12 protein-coding genes, 1 tRNA gene and 2 pseudogenes are annotated in these 16155 nt (G+C 68.8%); 8 read left to right on the top strand and 7 right to left on the bottom strand.

Annotated features, from left to right (window positions below; translation table 11 throughout):
• Nucleotides 1-49: 49 nt before the first annotated feature.
• From ACGFR9_RS20990 to ACGFR9_RS20980, 3 genes are all read left to right on the top strand, one after another.
• Nucleotides 50-2332, top strand: coding sequence for a (Fe-S)-binding protein (locus ACGFR9_RS20990; RefSeq protein ID WP_393210696.1), 2283 nt, complete (start codon nucleotides 50-52; stop codon nucleotides 2330-2332).
• A 538-nt stretch (nucleotides 2333-2870) separates the two neighbouring features.
• Nucleotides 2871-4346, top strand: a complete 1476-nt coding sequence (locus tag ACGFR9_RS20985; protein ID WP_393210694.1) for a VCBS repeat-containing protein — start codon at nucleotides 2871-2873, stop codon at nucleotides 4344-4346.
• Nucleotides 4347-4434: 88 nt separating this feature from the next.
• Nucleotides 4435-5460 carry a Yip1 family protein gene (locus tag ACGFR9_RS20980; RefSeq protein WP_393210691.1) on the top strand — a complete coding sequence of 342 codons (1026 nt, stop codon included), beginning with the start codon at nucleotides 4435-4437 and terminating at the stop codon, nucleotides 5458-5460.
• A 54-nt stretch (nucleotides 5461-5514) separates the two neighbouring features.
• On the opposite strand, the gene ACGFR9_RS20975 is transcribed toward ACGFR9_RS20980, so the two are convergent.
• Both ACGFR9_RS20975 and dcd read right to left on the bottom strand, forming a co-directional pair.
• Complete coding sequence (locus ACGFR9_RS20975; protein ID WP_393210688.1) at nucleotides 5515-6003, bottom strand: phosphoribosyltransferase; 489 nt, start codon at nucleotides 6001-6003, stop codon at nucleotides 5515-5517.
• Nucleotides 6004-6011: 8 nt separating this feature from the next.
• Nucleotides 6012-6587 carry a dCTP deaminase gene (gene dcd / locus ACGFR9_RS20970; protein WP_311641879.1) on the bottom strand — a complete coding sequence of 192 codons (576 nt, stop codon included), beginning with the start codon at nucleotides 6585-6587 and terminating at the stop codon, nucleotides 6012-6014.
• 72 nt (nucleotides 6588-6659) lie between these two features.
• Between dcd and ACGFR9_RS20965 the strand changes: the two are divergent.
• The 3 genes and pseudogenes from ACGFR9_RS20965 to ACGFR9_RS20955 all read left to right on the top strand — a co-directional run.
• A pseudogene (locus ACGFR9_RS20965) lies at nucleotides 6660-7605 on the top strand (RNA-guided endonuclease InsQ/TnpB family protein); the annotation flags it as partial.
• A 471-nt stretch (nucleotides 7606-8076) separates the two neighbouring features.
• Nucleotides 8077-8150 (top strand) — tRNA-Gly (locus ACGFR9_RS20960).
• 306 nt (nucleotides 8151-8456) lie between these two features.
• Nucleotides 8457-8998 (top strand): annotated as a pseudogene (locus ACGFR9_RS20955) (DUF1707 domain-containing protein).
• Between the two features lie 43 nt (nucleotides 8999-9041).
• Here ACGFR9_RS20955 and ACGFR9_RS20950 read toward each other — a convergent pair.
• The 5 genes from ACGFR9_RS20950 to ACGFR9_RS20930 all read right to left on the bottom strand — a co-directional run bounded on the left by ACGFR9_RS20950 (nucleotide 9042) and on the right by ACGFR9_RS20930 (nucleotide 13524).
• Entirely contained in the window at nucleotides 9042-9521 is a 480-nt protein-coding gene (locus ACGFR9_RS20950; RefSeq protein WP_224219990.1) for an ASCH domain-containing protein, read from the bottom strand.
• Nucleotides 9518-11584, bottom strand: coding sequence for a GNAT family N-acetyltransferase (locus ACGFR9_RS20945; RefSeq protein WP_031043812.1), 2067 nt, complete (start codon nucleotides 11582-11584; stop codon nucleotides 9518-9520). The genes ACGFR9_RS20950 and ACGFR9_RS20945 overlap by 4 nt, the downstream gene beginning before the upstream one ends.
• 198 nt (nucleotides 11585-11782) lie before the next feature.
• Complete coding sequence (locus ACGFR9_RS20940; RefSeq protein ID WP_311641837.1) at nucleotides 11783-12928, bottom strand: site-specific integrase; 1146 nt, start codon at nucleotides 12926-12928, stop codon at nucleotides 11783-11785.
• Entirely contained in the window at nucleotides 12928-13140 is a 213-nt protein-coding gene (locus tag ACGFR9_RS20935; RefSeq protein ID WP_031043819.1) for an excisionase family DNA-binding protein, read from the bottom strand. The genes ACGFR9_RS20940 and ACGFR9_RS20935 overlap by 1 nt, the downstream gene beginning before the upstream one ends.
• Before the next feature lie 126 nt (nucleotides 13141-13266).
• Nucleotides 13267-13524 (bottom strand): helix-turn-helix domain-containing protein, encoded by a 258-nt coding sequence (locus ACGFR9_RS20930; RefSeq protein ID WP_030401440.1) that lies wholly within the window; start codon nucleotides 13522-13524, stop codon nucleotides 13267-13269.
• Nucleotides 13525-14029: 505 nt separating this feature from the next.
• On the opposite strand from ACGFR9_RS20930, the gene ACGFR9_RS20925 reads away from it, so the two are divergent.
• Together ACGFR9_RS20925 and ACGFR9_RS20920 are read left to right on the top strand one after the other, a co-directional pair.
• On the top strand, nucleotides 14030-14986 hold the full coding sequence (locus tag ACGFR9_RS20925; RefSeq protein WP_031043824.1) for a hypothetical protein: 957 nt from the start codon (nucleotides 14030-14032) through the stop codon (nucleotides 14984-14986).
• Complete coding sequence (locus tag ACGFR9_RS20920) at nucleotides 14983-15675, top strand: ATP-binding protein (protein WP_031043827.1); 693 nt, start codon at nucleotides 14983-14985, stop codon at nucleotides 15673-15675. Before ACGFR9_RS20925 ends, ACGFR9_RS20920 begins: the two co-directional genes overlap by 4 nt.
• The last annotated feature ends 480 nt before the right edge of the window (nucleotides 15676-16155 follow it).

Here is a 16155-nt window from a genome sequence, read left to right as displayed (position 1 = left end):
GTTCCATCCGAGACCCCTCCGAAACCCCTCGCAGGCCCGAGGAGCCCCCATGCAACTCGCCGCGATCATCGTGTCGCTGGTCCTGACCGTGGTCGGCGTCGCGCTGCTCGCACGCGCGATCGGCCAGTTCGTCCGGTACTTCAAGCTGGGCCAGCCGGTCCCGGCAGGCACCCGGACCGACAATCCCTACCAGCGCAGTGTGACCCTGGTCCGGGAGTTCCTCGGCCACACCCGCATGAACCGGTGGGGCATCGTCGGCTTCGCCCACTGGTTCGTCGCGGTCGGCTTCCTGACACTGCCGCCGACCCTCGCCCAGGCGTTCGGCCAGCTCTTCCAGGCCGACTGGGTGCTGCCGGTGATCGGCGGCTTCCTGCCGTTCGAGATGTACACCGAGTTCATCGGTGTGATGACCGTGCTCGGCATCGCCGTACTCATCGTCATCCGGCTGCTGAGCCTGCCCTCGCGCCCGGGCCGCAAGTCCCGCTTCGCCGGCTCCAAGGCCGGCCAGGCGTACTTCGTCGAGTACGTCATCCTCACCATCGGCCTCGCCATCTACGTGCTGCGCGGCCTGGAGGGCGCGCTGCACCACGTGGACGGGTACGAGGCGGCGTACTTCGCCTCGTACCCGCTGGTCCTCGCCTTCAAGGGCCTGTCGGTCGGCGCGCTGCAGAACCTGGTCTACCTGGTCGCCATGATCAAGATCTCGACGTCCTTCATCTGGATGATCGTGGTCTCGCTCAACACCAACATGGGTGTGGCCTGGCACCGCTTCCTCGCCTTCCCGAACATCTGGTTCAAGCGCGAGGCCACCGGCGGCACCGCCCTGGGCGCCCTGCAGCCCATGACGTCCGGCGGTGAGCCGATCGACTTCACCGACCCCGGTGACGACGACGTCTTCGGCGTCTCCCAGGTCGAGCAGTTCTCCTGGAAGGGCCTGCTGGACTTCTCCACCTGCACCGAGTGCGGCCGCTGCCAGTCGCAGTGCCCCGCCTGGAACACCGGCAAGCCCCTCTCCCCCAAGCTCCTGATCATGTCCCTGCGCGACCACGCGCACGCCAAGGCGCCCTATCTGCTGGCGGGCGGCGGCAAGACGATGGAGGGCGAGGAGAAGGCCTCCGAGGAGCAGCTCGCGGGCGTGCCCGCGGCGGCCCTCGCGGAGGCCGAGCGGCCGCTGATCGGCACGGCGGAAGAGAACGGCGTCATCGACCCGGACGTCCTGTGGTCGTGCACCACCTGCGGTGCCTGCGTCGAGCAGTGCCCGGTCGACATCGAGCACGTCGACCACATCGTCGACATGCGCCGCTACCAGGTGATGATCGAGTCCGCGTTCCCCTCCGAGGCGGGCACGATGCTCAAGAACCTGGAGAAGAAGGGCAATCCCTGGGGCCTGGCGAAGAAGCAGCGCCTGGAGTGGACCAAGGAGGTCGACTTCGAGGTCCCGGTCGTCGGCAAGGACATCGAGGACCTGTCCGAGGTCGAGTACCTGTACTGGGTCGGCTGCGCCGGCGCCCTGGAGGACCGCGCCAAGAAGACCACGAAGGCCTTCGCGGAGCTCCTCCACATCGCGGGCGTCAAGTTCGCCATCATGGGCGGCGACGAGAAGTGCACCGGTGACTCGGCGCGGCGCCTCGGCAACGAGCCGCTGTTCCAGGAACTCGGCATGGAGAACGTCATGTCCCTCAACGCCGCCTTCGGCGAGGAGACGGACGACGACGGCAAGGTCACGCCCGAGTCCGCGAAGCCCAAGTCGGCGAAGAAGATCGTCGCCACCTGCCCGCACTGCCTCAACACCCTCGGCAACGAGTACCCGCAGCTCGGCGGCGACTACGAGGTCATCCACCACACCCAGCTGCTCCAGCACCTGGTGGACGAGGGCAGGCTGATCCCGGTCACCCCGGTCGAGGGCCTCATCACCTACCACGACCCGTGCTACCTGGGCCGCCACAACAAGATCTACACGCCCCCGCGCGAGATCATCGGCAAGGTCCCGGGCCTGCGCAACGAGGAGATGCACCGCCACAAGGAGCGCGGCTTCTGCTGCGGCGCCGGCGGCGCCCGGATGTGGATGGAGGAGCGGATCGGCAAGCGCATCAACAACGAGCGCGTCGACGAAGCCCTCTCCCTCAACCCGGACATCATCTCCACGGCCTGCCCGTTCTGCCTGGTCATGCTGACCGACTCGGTCAACGGCAAGAAGAACGAGGGCGTGGCCAAGGAGTCCGTCCAGGTCGTCGACGTCGCCCAGTTGCTGCTGGAGTCCGTCAAGACCCCGGCCGACCCGGCGGGCGACGAGGAGAACGAGAACGCTCCGCAGCCGGAGCCGGTGAAGTAACCGACCGCGCGTCGTGGCAGGGGCCGTCCGAACAGGGCGGCCCCTGCGGCGTGTTCGGACGGGCCTGCGGCGGGTCTCGGCGGCCCATGCGGCGGGCTCCCGCGGCCCTTGCGGCGGGCTCCGGCGGCCCTTGCGGCGGGTTTCGGGCCCCTGCGACGTGCTCCCCACGGCCCCTGCAGCGGGCTCCGGCGGCCCATGCGACGTGCTCCCCACGGCCCTTGCGGCGGACTACGGCGGGCTCCGGCGGCCCATGCGGCGTGTTCGGACGGTCCCGCGGCGGGCTCCCGCAGCCCCTGGGGCGTGTTCGGACGGGCCCTGAGCCGTGTCCGTGGGCCCCCGGCCCCTGAGCCGTGTCCGTGGGCCCCCGCGCCGAAAAAACACGGGCTGCCCGTACAACCCTCACACCCCGCCGCCGGTCTCATGATCGCCGAACCGTCGGTGAACCCCGGGACAACCCCCGGCGAACCCGGACGGCCCCGGCACCTCATCGACTCCGGATGCCCGCCAGGCGTCCCTCGCATGCCGCAGGAGACCCCGCATGCACCGACACATGAGACTCGCCCTCGCCTCGGCCACCGCCGTCGCGCTCACCGGCGGTCTGCTCACCTTCGCCGCCTCGCCCGCGACGGCCGCCGACTCCACGCACGTCGCCCTGGCCGACTTCAACGGCGACGGCCGCGGCGACGTGGCCACCTCGGTCACCGGCGCCTACGTCGCCGGAAAGGCCCAGGCCGGCCAGTTCGCCGTCCTCTACGGCACGGCCACCGGCGTATCGTCCGCCAAGCGCCACACCATCAGCCAGGACACCAGCGGCGTCCCCGGCGGCGCCGAGACCGGCGACAACTTCGGCTACGACCACGCCTACGCCGACTTCAACGGCGACGGCTACGACGACGTCGCCGTCTCCGCCCCGTACGAGGACCTCGGCAGCGACAAGGACGGCGGCCTCCTCACCATCCTGTGGGGCTCGGCCTCCGGCATCACCGGCAAGAGCATCACCGTCAACGACCCGGCCCCCTCCTCCCACGACCTGTGGGGCAAGAACCTGGCCGCCGGCGACTTCGACGGTGACGGCAGGGCCGACCTGGCCGTCGGCACCGACCACGCCGCCATCCACGTCTTCAAGGGCGGCTTCACCACCGCGGGCAAGTCCGGCGGCCGCTACACCGTCACGCCGCCCATCCAGGGCGCCGAGGCGGACGGCCCGCTGAACCTGACCGCCGGTGACGTCGACGGCGGCGCCACCGACCTGGTCGTCGACGGCTTCGAGACCACCTCCGAGTACGGCTGGAACCGCAACTTCTTCATCCCCGGCTCCGCCACCGGACTGAAGGCCTCCGCGGCCAAGTCCCTGAAGCCCGGCGTCATCACCGCGATCGGCGACATCGACAACGACGGCTTCGGCGACATCGTCAGCGGCGCCTACTGGAACTCCACCACCGAGGACGGCACGCCGATCCCCGACTCCGCCAACGGCGGCAAGGTCTGGGTCACCTCCGGCTCGGCCGGCGGCCCGCTCACCGACTCCGCCACCGGCATCACCCAGGACACCGGCAACGTGCCCGGCGGCTCCGAGGGCAACGACTACTTCGGCTACGAACTCGACCTCGGCGACATCAACGGCGACGGCTTCCTCGACCTCGCCATCGGAGTCGCCGGCGAGAACATCGGCGCCGCGGCCGACACCGGCATGGTCGTCCTCCTCTACGGCACCGCGAACGGCCTGAACACCAGCTCCGGCGGCCAGTCCTTCCACCAGGACAACACGGGCGTCCCGGGCGGCAACGAGGACAACGACGGCTTCGGCCTCGACGTCAAGCTCGACGACGTCACCGGCGACGGGAAGGACGACCTGATCGTCGGCTCCGCCGAGGACAAGGGCGACGGCGCGATCGTCTACATGCCGTCCAACGGCACGAAGATCACCACCACCGGCTCCCGCTTCATCGCCGCGTCCACCTCGGGCGTCTCCAAGACGGGCACCCCGTACTTCGGCTCCAACTTCGCCGACTGACCGGGCCCCGTCCCTCCGTCCTCCGTAGGACCGCGCGACGGCGCGGTCCTACGGAGGACGGACGACCCGCCTGACGACCCCTTAGGGGATGTCACAGCTCGGCCGCAAAGCCGGGCTCCGAAGCCGGGGTCCGGCACGCGGCAGGCCGGGACCGGGTACGTTCGAGGACGTGGCTGGATTCAGGATCGGACGCGGCCGGAACAACGGCGCTCCTCACGCGCGACCGCAACACCCCCCGCACGGGCAGCAGACGCCGCAGGGGCCGTCGTACGGCTACCCGCAGGCGCCGCCGCAGCCGTCGTACCCACAGCAGCCGTCGTACGGCGGTGGCGGGGGCGGCTGGCCGCAGGCGCACCGTCCCAGCGGGCCCGGCGGCCCTGGTGGCCCCGGCGGTCACGGGGAGCCGGAGTACTTCGGTGACGGCGGATACCCGCACGGCACCCAGGGCGCTCCGCACGACCCGTACGCGGCCAACAACCCGGGTCACACCCAGGCCTTCTCGATCAACGAGGACCCCTACACCCAGGGCGACCCCCAGCACGCCGGCTCCGCCCCGCCGCCCGGCCCGGTCGGCCCCCGGCTGCGCTGGCAGGAGCTGCTCAAGGGCATCGTCCTGTCCCCCGCGCAGACCTTCCTGCGGATGCGCGACTACTCGGTGTGGGCGCCCGCCCTCATCGTCTCCTTCCTCTACGGCCTGCTCGCCGTCTTCGGCTTCGACACCGCGCGCGAGGACGCGATCAACGCCACGCTGTCGAACGCCGTCCCGATCGTCCTGACGACCTCCGTCGCGATGGTGCTCAGCGCGTTCATCCTCGGCGTGGTCACCCACACCCTGGCCCGCCAGCTCGGCGGCAACGGCGCCTGGCAGCCCACGGTCGGCCTCTCCATGCTGATCATGTCCATCACGGACGCGCCCCGCCTGGTCGTCGCCATCTTCGCGGGCGGCGACGCCTCCTTCGTCCAGCTCCTCGGCTGGGCCACCTGGGTCGCGGCCGGCGCCCTCCTCACCATCATGGTCAGCCGCTCCCACGACCTCCCCTGGCCGAAGGCGCTCGGCGCTTCGGCCATCCAGCTGGTCGCACTGCTGTCGATCGTGAAGCTCGGCACGTTCTGACACGAAGGAGGGGGCTCCCGGTGCCGGGAGCCCCCTCTTTCCTGTCTCTGCCCCTCAGGCGTCGAGAACCCGCCCGGCCCGCCCGACGACGGGCGGCTGCACGCTCCACGGGAAGTCGATCCACGCGTCGGTGCGCTTCCACACGTACTCGCACTTCACCAGCGACTGCGTCTTCTCGTAGACCACGGCGCTGCGCACCTCGGCGACGGCGTCGTGGCAGAAGTCGCGGACGAGCTTGAGCGTCTTGCCGGTGTCGGCCACGTCGTCGGCGATCAGCACCTTCTTGTCGGTGAAGTCGATGACGTTGGGCACGGGCGCGAGCATGACCGGCATCTCGAGCGTGGTCCCGACGCCGGTGTAGAACTCGACGTTCACCAGATGAAGATTCTTGCAGTCGAGGGCGTACGCGAGCCCGCCCGCGACGAAGACGCCGCCGCGCGCGATGCTGAGCACGATGTCGGGCTCGTACCCGTCGTCGGCGATGGTCTGGGCGAGCTCCCGGACGGCGACGCCGAACTGCTCGTAGCCGAGGTTCTCGCGCATGCCGCCGCTCACACCCGGGTCCGGTGGAAGTTGAGGAACGACCGCGAGGCCGTCGGCCCGCGCTGCCCCTGGTACCGGGAGCCGTACCGCTCGCTGCCGTACGGGTGCTCGGCCGGCGAACTCAGCCGGAACATACACAGCTGGCCGATCTTCATACCGGGCCAGAGCTTGATGGGGAGCGTCGCGAGGTTGCTGAGCTCCAGGGTCACGTGCCCGGAGAACCCGGGGTCGATGAACCCGGCGGTGGAGTGCGTGACCAGCCCGAGCCGCCCGAGCGAGCTCTTCCCCTCGAGCCGCGAGGCGAGGTCGTCGGGCAGCGAGATCACCTCGTACGTACTGGCCAGCACGAACTCACCGGGGTGCAGGATGAACGGCTCGTCCCCCTCCGGCTCCACCAGCCGGGTCAGGTCCACCTGCTCGACGGACGGGTCGATGTGGGGGTACCGGTGGTTCTCGAACACCCGGAAGTAGCGGTCGAGGCGTACGTCGATGCTGGACGGCTGCACCATGGCGTCGTCGAAGGGATCGATACGCACCCGTCCGGCGTCGATCTCGGCCCGGATGTCCTTGTCAGAGAGAAGCACGCCCCGAGAATACGCAAGACGCGCGGAACGGCCACAACCGGCCGTCCCACGCGCCCTCGCTCTCCCGCCCGCTACCGGGATTCATTCGCAGTGCTTCGGCGTTCACGCCCGGGGGTGAGGCAAACCCTTTGGCGGCGGGACGCGCGGCAGTCGGTCAGGTTCACCGCCAACGCCCGCTGGGGCATCACCGGCAGCGGCCGGTTGAGCCTGCCGAAGGTCGGCGCGGTGAAGGTGAAGTGGTCCCGCACCCTGCCCGCCACCCCCTCTTCGGTCACCGTGGTCAGGGACGCGGCGGGACAGCACTTCGCCTCCTTCGTCGTCGACACCGACCCCACCGCCGACGCCGCCCGGATGCCCGGCACCGACTGTGCCGTCGGCATCGACCGGCCTGACCCACTTCGCGGTTCTGTCCGACGGTACGAAGATCGCCTCTCCGCGCTTCCTGCGCCGGGCGGAGAAGAAGCTGAAGAAGGCCCAGCGGGCGCTGTCCCGCAAACAGAAGGGATCAAAGAACCGGTCGAAGGCCCGGTTGAAGGTTGCCCGCGCTTATGTGAAGGTCGCCGACGCGCGCCGCGAGTTCCACCACCAGCTCTCCACCAGGCTGATTTCCGAGAACCAAGGGATCGCCGTGGAGGACCTGTCGGTGGCGGGACTGGCCCGCACCAGGCTGGCCAAGAGTGTGCACGACGCCGGATGGGCTCAGTTCATCAGCATGCTGGCGCACAAGGCGCAACGGTACGGCCGCACCTTCGTAAAGATCGGGCGGTTCGAGCCCACCAGCCAGGTGTGCTCCGCCTGCGGGCACCACGACGGACCCAAACCCCTCCACATCCGGGAATGGACCTGTACCGCCTGCGGCACCGTCCACGACCGGGACCACAACGCCGCCCTCAACGTCAAACGGGCCGCCGGACTGGCGGTATCAGCCTGCGGAGCGCCGGTAGGACCAGAACCCCTTCTGGCACAGCGCGAAGAAACAGGAAGCCACGGATTCCCCACCGACCCCCGCGCCGCGTAACGGCACGGGGGTCGGTGGGGAAGGCCAGAATCCTCGCCCTTCATAGCGAGGAGCATGTCAACGCTTCTGAAGACTCACCGGCACGACACTGCGAAGCCGCGCACAGCGCGGACACCGCAGAAGCCGGCCGGGGCCGAGTCGCTCGGCCTGCTGCATCGGAAACGAGGCGGCGGTGAACACGTGCCCATCGGCACAACGGACGACGGTGCGCTCCATCAAGTCCAAGAGTCCCTTCCCCAAGAGGCTGCGTCCGGCCAACTGCCCTGACGACAAAAGCCACATTACGGGATCAAGGGAAGCGGTCTCCAGGCGGCACCCCGCACCCTCACCGTACGCCCGAACTTCCGCCCGCCGCAGCCACATCCACCCCCTGAAACACCCTCAGGCCCCCGGGCCCGAACACCGGGGGCCTGCCATGGGGTAGAGTGACGGAGCATCCAGGCGCCGCCGAATCGCGGGGCCGGGACCAACGCGGGTGTAGTTTAATGGTAGAACATCAGCTTCCCAAGCTGAGAGCGCGAGTTCGATTCTCGTCACCCGCTCCACGAAGAAGGCCCAGTTCACCGATCTGGGCCTTACTTGTTGTCTAGTCCAATCAGGGGGCGGCGTGCCCTCGGCGTGCCCTAAGTCGAGTCCAGGCCGCCACACCAGCGCCATTCGGGCGCCCAGCAGGCATCAACCTGCCCCGGCGTCCCATATCGCGAGACGCAATTCGTGTGACCTGCGCCACACAGGGTGCAAAGGGTCACTAAGACGCATACGCAAAGGGTGGTTTGCGGGACGGGTGGCGCCCCGGTCTCCGGGCCTGCCTTGACGGGTTTACCTCGCCGACTCGGCAGTACGGTGAACCCGTGACCTCCTTACCGGAAGAATCGCCCTCACTGATCCGTGAAGGCGACCGCGAGGCAGCCGTGCGACGTCTGCAGGAGGCGTACGCGGAAGGGCTCATCCCACACGAGGTGTTGGACGAGCACCTCCACCAGGTGCTCAGGGCCAAGACGCGGAGCGAACTCGCGTCCGCTCTGGTCTCGCTCCCGGAGGAGCAACCGGGAAGCACTGCCACGATCGCCGCCGCCGGTGGGCGGATCAAGCGGCGTGGCGCGTGGCGGGTGCCCCGGGTCCTCAAGGTCGAGTCAGCATATGGAAGGGTGCGCCTGGACCTGTCCCGTGCGGTCATCGAGCACCCGATCGTCGACATCGAGCTGCAACTGGAACCGGCGGGGCCCGGATCACGGTGCCCCGGGACGCGGTGGTCGACGTCGAAGGACTGAGCACGGGATGGAAGGACCTGCGCTACAAGATCCCGCGACACCCCCGGCCCGACGGGCCGACGATTCGGATCTCCGGGGTCATGGGATACGGACGCTTGAAGATTCGCCACGCCCTGCGTTGAAGCCCCGTCCGGTGCTTCGGCCCCGCCGGCGGCGAGTGCAGCACTAGGCGGGTACCAGGTCTCCCAGCGCCTCGCGAAGCGCCGTGCCCACGACAGGTCCCGCCACGGCCACCTGTCGAAGCTCGTCGCCCTTCATGTAGCGGTAGCTCTGCGGAGGGTGGAAGGACCCGGCGGAGCGCAGCGCATTGAGCGATACCGGCTCATCGAAGGAGACAGGATTCTCCATCGTGAGACCGCTCGCCTGCCTCGCGCCGCTCATGTAGGCGTCGTACTCCCTCCGGGTGATCCCGGTCTGTCCCCGATGAGCCGACCAGACCTCGCTGGGCGTGGCGACGTAGATGGCGGCAATGCGCGCCATGCCCACCACCGCCATGGTGGGCGCGGTCGCGTACAAGAGGACGGGCGTTCCCGGAGGCGCGGCGACGCGCTGGCGGCGAACCTCCACCGTCTTGCTGCCAGCCAGGATCGCGTTGGCGAAGCGCGGGTGGACGGACAGCAGCATCGCGCGTTCCGGATCGCTCACGTCGTTCGGTGCCCCTCTTGGTAAACCGCCTGGAACAGCTCACTGCTGATCTTGGACAGCGAGATCAGCGAGCCAGGCGACCACGTTAGCCCCCGGCCCCTGGCCAGCGAGGTCAATCGGCGCAGCGTCACCGGCTTCGGGAAGATCTCAGTGTCCGAGAACCTCAGCGCCATGGCGTGACCGGACGCGTCTGCAGCCCTCTCGACCTCAGCCCGACCATATACGCCCAGGTGTTCGAATTTCGAGAACAGAACATCCGGAGTGTCGATGAGCACCTCGTCGAGCCGCGAGCTGCCCACCACCATCTGACCCTCTCCCGTGGAGTTGTCGTCGCTGACGTACCAGAGCAGTCGAGCCGGGACGCTCTCTCCTCGACGCTGCGAAGATCGGTAGTAGACGTGTTCCCTGCTGATGCCCAGGGCGTCGCTCCGCGCGATGAGCATGGCCGGGACGTTGAACAGCTCAGTCGACCAGCGCGGCTTGATGGGCACCATGAAGGACGGCAGCTCGGAGTCGATGACCTTGGCCGGCCACCACGCACGCTCCAGCACGGCGGTCACCTCCGCCGGCATGCCGACGTCGAGCACGGTCGCATCGACAGCAAGCTCTCGGGCCAACCCGCCGGCCACCACCTCCACCTCGGCGGCAGTCCCGCACACGTTCACCAGGAGCGCGACGAGCTGGCCGTTGTGCTCGAAGAAGCCGTCGTCACCGGCCGCGGACCGCGCCGCCTCGGAGGGGTGCGGATCACTGATGCGGACGATCTCGGCCCCGCAATCCCTCCCGAGCCGCTTAAGCAGGAAGAGGAGCTGCCGGGCCAGGGTCTCTTCCAGGGGGTGGCCAGCTGTGCGAAGGACGGGTACAACCAGGGTTCGGCCGTCCAGCGACCACGCGTAGAGGGCGACCGGTCGGCCCTGGCCGTCCCGGAGAAGCTCACGACGCCATGCGATCCCGCCCTCGTTCAGCGACCGCAGCCGCTCAGAGAAGGCTGAGCCGTCGTCAGCGCCCGACTGCTCGAAGAAGGCGACCAGTTCATCCTCCGCGCCCGGCGCCACCTCCGCGGACCGGAACTCCGTCCCCATCAGGTCAGCCGGGCGATACACCTGGGCCTGCCGCAGCTCATCGACGTGAAGCGTCACGGTCGACGGTGAGACGACCCGGACGCGAGCGACCTCCCAGGCCACGTCTGTCAGGCGAGACAGCAGCGGATCACGGGTCGCCAGGACTTGTAGACCAGCACACGAGGTCTCGGCCACATACCGCATGCCCCGCAGAAGTGCTGGGTCGGCAGCCAGGCCGGGAACCGCCTGCGTAGCGGCTTGCACCAGTTCGCGGGTTCGCTCCTCCACGGCCGCGGAGCCGGGAGAGAGCTTGTGGAGCCCGGTCAGCGCCGCCTGCTGGTGCTGACGCTCTGCCGTGTCCGTGAGGTCCCGGATCTGATGGACCAACTGCGGGGTGTAGGCAAACTCAACGAGATCCGCCATCCATCCGGCTTCGAGCGCACGGGACTCCTCGGCACCGGTGGTGTCCGTGAGGCCGCGCAGATCGGCGAACACACCATGGTCGACCGTCACCACGAGGAGCGCGTCGCTCTCCATCTCCGTGAACAGGTCCGGATGGCCGAGGTCCAGCCACCAGCCGTCCAAGATCTCCCCGTCACGACCACGCCCACGGACCTCACCGTCTGGAACGAAGCCCAGACTCCTCCACATCCCGCTCAGGTCATAGTCCCGACGGCACTTGGCCTTGATCCCAAGGCGTTGTGGATACCGCTCCTTGATGCCCTCCACCAGACGGCCCGCAATTCCCCGCCCCCGTTCTTCCTCAGCCACACACAGGTGCGCGAGTCGGATACGCGCGCTCCTCTTCGGCAGCCCGAACAGCGCGTAGCCGATCACTTCGCCGGCCTCGACCGCGACCAGAAGGCCACCGTCCTCAGCTGCCTTCTCATAGGCAGGAGGCGTCAGAAGCCCCAGCGTCTTCGTGTACCGGTCCCCCAGGGCTATGGCCTTAACGATCAACTCTTCTTGCGCGGGCGAAACGGACACCAGCTTGATCGCCATTACTACCCCCTCCAGCTGTGGCTGATCGCGACCGGCCACAACTCCCCTGTCACTGCATACAGGGAGAAGCTGATCTCAGTTGCTGCCATCCCTCAAGGGGGCACGAGGGGCGCACGGTGCTGCGGAGACCGTCGCCTGCCTCCAGAGTCCGGCCGATGGAACCGTCCCGCCGGACTCGTAGCCCCGATACCGGTCCGCCTAATTGGCTTCCGACCGATCGGCACCCGCCTCACGCAAGCGCTCGCGCACTTCAGTGTCGATCCCCTGGGCCAGCCTCCGCTGATGCTTGGCCGTCGAGTGCTGGTAGATCAGCTGGGCCCGTTCCGAGGACTGGCCGGCGCGCACCATGAGGTCCTTCAGCTTGGCGCCGGTGTCGGCGGCGAGGGTGTTACCGGTGTGCCGGAGGTCGTAGAAGCGGAAGTTGTCCGGCAGCCCCACCTTCGTCCTGGCCTTGCGCCATTTCCGTCCGAACGTCGAGCGGCGGAATGGGGCTCCCTTCTCCCCGATGAAGAGGAGTCCGTCCGGCTCCTTCTCGGCGAACCACTGCACGTGGCGACGTAGCTCGGGCAGGAGGAAATCGGGCAGGTACACGGTGCGCTTGCCCGCTCGTGACTTGGGATCGCCGGTGACCCTCCTGCCGTTGGTCAGCTCCGGGGACGCATGCGTGATCCGCAGGGAGCATTCGTCGAGATCGACACTGCGGCGGCGCAGTTCAGCCAGTTCCTCGGGGCGGAGCGAGGCGAAGGCACCGAGCAGGACCATCAGGCGCCAGCGCGGACCCATGGCGTCGGCGAGGTCGAAGACCTGCTCCACGGTGGCGGTCGGCCGCTCGTCGGCTTCCTCCCGACCGGCGCCCTTGATCCGGCACGGGTTGGTCCGCAGGAGGTCGTCATCGACCGCGGTCTGCAGAATGGCCTTCAACAGCCGGTACGACTTGGCGACCGTCGTGGCACCCGTTGCCTTGAGCCGCTCGGCTCGCCAGGTGCGGACGGAAGGCGGTGTGATCTCGTCCAGGTCCTTGCTCCCGAAGGCCGGCAGGAGGTGCAGGCGTAGCAGGCCGTCGTAGCGGTCGACCGTGGTCGGGGCCAGACCGCGCTCCTCCACCCAACGGAGGGCGTACTTCTCGAAGTTGATCGCGCCGGCGTCCGGGTCACGCCAGTGGTCACGCTCGATGTCGGCGCGGACCAGGTTCAGCCAGTCCTGCGCGTCGGTCTTCGTGTCGAAGGTCTCGGGGGCCTTGTGGCGCTGCCCGTCCGGGCCCAGGTAGCGGGCCTGCCATCGACCGGACGGGAGCTTGCGTACGGTACCGAACTCCCGACGACGCTGGAGCTTGCGTGTCGGCATCAGGCGGCCCGCCCGTACCGAGTGCGGGTGCGCCGGGTCGGCTCGACCGTGCGCGCCTCGATGTACTCGGTGACGGCACTCTCGGGGACGCGCACGGGACGTCCGAGCTTGACGTAGCGAATGCGGCGCTCGGCGATCAGACGGCGAACGAAGCGTTCGCCGGTACCGAGCTGTTCGGCGGCTTCGGCCACCGTCAGAAGGCGGTCAGTCATGGGCGACCGCCCCCTTTCGGCTGTGCTGCTGAGTGCAACGGGCCGGGGCTATTGCGAGTCGGTGCAACGGTGAGACTTCCTTACCGAGGTCGAAACTGGAGCGGGCACGGCGGACCGGTGGTGGCTTCAACAGGTCGCGGAGTCCTGGAGCAGGGCGCGGGCCGGGACGCGAAGTGCCTGCGCGAGGGTGAGCAGGTCGTCGACGTCGCAGCGGCGCTGAGCGCGTTCGATGCGGGACAGCATCGTGTTGGACATTGGCCGGCCAAGGGCGGTGACGCGAGCGGCCAGCTCTCGCTGGGAGAGGCCGCGCTCGGTGCGGAGAATTTCGATCGTGCGGGCGGCCCTTATCCCGGCTGCGCCGATTTCCAGTGAACGTGCTGCCATGACTCCAATTCTCGGCTGTGTTCGCCGGTTTGGTTAACCGGCGATCGTCGGCTATGTTGCGCCGCCGTGCGTTTGGCAGGCGGGTGGCCATTTCGTCGATGGGTTCCCTGTGACGGCGACCCGAGCAGTGCTCGACAGCGTCTCTGACGTGGGGTGTTGTGTTGTAGCTTCGCCACTCGCCGGACGTCAACGCCTTGCCGGTGTGATCCTTCTGGCTTGACGCCCGGAACAACTATTTGGTCAACCGCAGATCGTGACCTACCGTTTTCACGCCGCCCTCGCCGCCCCGATTGCCGATGGCCTTTCTGCCGACAGAGATTCGACAGGTCAGGGCTGGACTTGTGCCGCTCGGGTGTGGCTATGTTGACGACACCCCCGGAAAGCGCGCCCGGCTCTCAGCCAGCCTCGCGTCAACGGCCGGCCAACTCCCCCGCCTTTGCCGTCACGACCGACGGTGAGCCATGGGTGCCCGCCCATCGGCCACCGAGTAAGGAACACTCCGCTCTTGGCACGGATCCGCACCATCAAGCCCGAAGCCTTCGTCTCCGAATCCCTCGCCGTCGTCACCCTGACCGCCGAGCGCACCTTCTTCGGTCTGCTCACTCAGGCCGACGACCAAGGCCGCTATCGCGACCACGCGGCGATCATCGCCGGTCAGCTGTGGGTTCTGCGTCCGGAGCACACTCCCGCCGAGGTCGAGAAGGATCTCGCCCAGCTGGCCGACGCCGGCCTGGTCTGCCGGTACAAGGGCCCGGACGACAAGCGCTACCTGCACATCGTCACGTGGCACAAGCACCAGAAGATCAACCGGGCCAGCAAGAGCCGCATCCCGGCCTGCCCTCGCCACAACGATCCGAACGGTGCCCCGGGCGGCACCGAGGCTGTCGAGGCCGTGGCACCCGCGCCGTCCGTAACGCACGGAGCCGTCGCGGACCATGCGCCGAACCCTCGCGGAGGTGGCAGTGAAGGGGCACGGAACCCGCACGATCCCTCGAACCAAACGGAAACCACCAGCAAAACCGCAGGTCAGAAGGCGTTCAGTGAGCCCTCCCCTGAACCTCACGGACTCGTGCTTGAGGCCGCGGTGACACCTCACGGTCCGGATCTAGGACCTAGGATCATGGATCTAGGATCTACCCCTTCGGGGGGCGCAAGCGCCCCCGCGGCCAGCACCGTCTCGGCCAAGCAGCTCATCGCCGAATACAGCGCGGCATGCGCCCACCGCCCGCCCCAGGACGTCCTGGGCCATCTCGGCCGAGAGGTGCGCAAGCTGCTCGCCGAAGGCATCGCTCCCGACCACGTCAGGGCAGGGCTCGTCCTCCACAGGACCAAGGGCAGGCACCCCAGCATCCTGCCGAGCCTGGTGCACCAGGCCATGAACGCCGCCCTCGCCCAGCCCGTCATCCACAGGGCGTGGACAAACCCCGCCGACGTCGAAGCCGCCTACGGAGAACAGCTCTGAGCTCCACCCTCACCCGCGAACCCCAGCCCGTCGGCCCGCTCGCCGACCGTCTGAACGGCATACTGGCGGGCCGTGGCATCGACCCCGGCGCCGTAGCCGCGGAGCCGTCCGGCGAACCCGTCACCGCCTTGGAGCTGGCCGACGCCCGCATCCCGGCCCGCTACCGCCGTGCCCTCGCCGACCACCCTCAGATCATCGCCTGGGCCGACCACATCGCCCATGCCGGACGCCCCGGCCCGAGTGGGCCTGGCATCGCCGAGGGTCCCTCCCTGCTGATCGCCGGCCCCACCGGCACGGGCAAGACGCATCAGGCGTACGGCGCCGTCCGGGCTCTCCTCACCCGCGGGGTTCGCCTGCGCTGGGAAGCCGTCACCACCGCCGACCTGTACGCCCGCCTGCGTCCCCGTGCCGGCCACGACGCCGAACGCGACCTGCAGACCCTGGCCCGCAGCCCACTGCTGCTTCTGGACGACCTCGGTGCGGCCAAGACCAGCGAGTGGACCGAGGAGCTGACCTACCGGCTCATCAACCACCGGTACGAGCACTTGCTCCCCACCCTCATCACGACCAATCTGCCCACCGCCGAGCTGCGCACCACCCTCGGTGACCGCGTCGCTTCCCGCCTCGCGGAGATGACCGACCGCGTCATCCTCAAGGGCCCTGACAGACGACGTCACCGCTCCCCCTGACGATGGAGAAAGACCGGATGACGGAAGGGCAGTCCGCGAGCGCGCGTCCTTTCACCAGGAGGACCGGCCGCGTGCCGCGTCGAGGACCGAGCGAGGGTGTCGGGGACCGGTCCTCAATGGCCGGGGACCGGACGGCACATGCGAGGACCGAGCATCCCGGTCCCGGGACCGTGGCCGCCCGAGGTGGGGACCGGTCCTCACCAGACATCGGGGACCGGTCCCGTACGTCTCGGGGACCGGTCCCCGACGGTCCCGTCGGACACGAGAACGGTCTCCTGGCAAAGCAGCAGGTCACAGCCCCCAGGTGGGCGGAAACAACGGTCCTGCACCGCGCATGACAGTCAATCGTGAGGAAGGACCGAGCCCTGCCGGGTCCCGGTCCTGCCGAGGACCGAAGACCCGCACAACGCGGTCCGCGGTCCCCGAGCGTGATGCACAGAGGAAGAGAGGACCGGTCCTCGCGGACCGCTCCAACCTGGA

The organism is Streptomyces sp. NPDC048584 (genome assembly GCF_043199595.1).
Classification (GTDB): domain Bacteria; phylum Actinomycetota; class Actinomycetes; order Streptomycetales; family Streptomycetaceae; genus Streptomyces; species Streptomyces edwardsiae.
The sequence above is the reverse complement of the archived record's forward strand: the minus strand, read 5'-3'. Positions and strand labels throughout refer to the sequence as shown.

What these genes read in the sequence shown, in the direction of transcription:
- ACGFR9_RS20990 (WP_393210696.1), top strand. Translation starts at nt 50, where the DNA reads ATGCAACTCGCCGCGATCATCGTGTCGCTGGTCCTGACCGTGGTCGGC.
- ACGFR9_RS20985 (WP_393210694.1), top strand. Translation starts at nt 2,871, where the DNA reads ATGCACCGACACATGAGACTCGCCCTCGCCTCGGCCACCGCCGTCGCG.
- ACGFR9_RS20980 (WP_393210691.1), top strand. Translation starts at nt 4,435, where the DNA reads ATGTCACAGCTCGGCCGCAAAGCCGGGCTCCGAAGCCGGGGTCCGGCA.
- ACGFR9_RS20975 (WP_393210688.1), bottom strand. Translation starts at nt 6,003, where the DNA reads ATGCGCGAGAACCTCGGCTACGAGCAGTTCGGCGTCGCCGTCCGGGAG.
- ACGFR9_RS20945 (WP_031043812.1), bottom strand. Translation starts at nt 11,584, where the DNA reads ATGGCGATCAAGCTGGTGTCCGTTTCGCCCGCGCAAGAAGAGTTGATC.
- ACGFR9_RS20940 (WP_311641837.1), bottom strand. Translation starts at nt 12,928, where the DNA reads ATGCCGACACGCAAGCTCCAGCGTCGTCGGGAGTTCGGTACCGTACGC.
- ACGFR9_RS20935 (WP_031043819.1), bottom strand. Translation starts at nt 13,140, where the DNA reads ATGACTGACCGCCTTCTGACGGTGGCCGAAGCCGCCGAACAGCTCGGT.
- ACGFR9_RS20930 (WP_030401440.1), bottom strand. Translation starts at nt 13,524, where the DNA reads ATGGCAGCACGTTCACTGGAAATCGGCGCAGCCGGGATAAGGGCCGCC.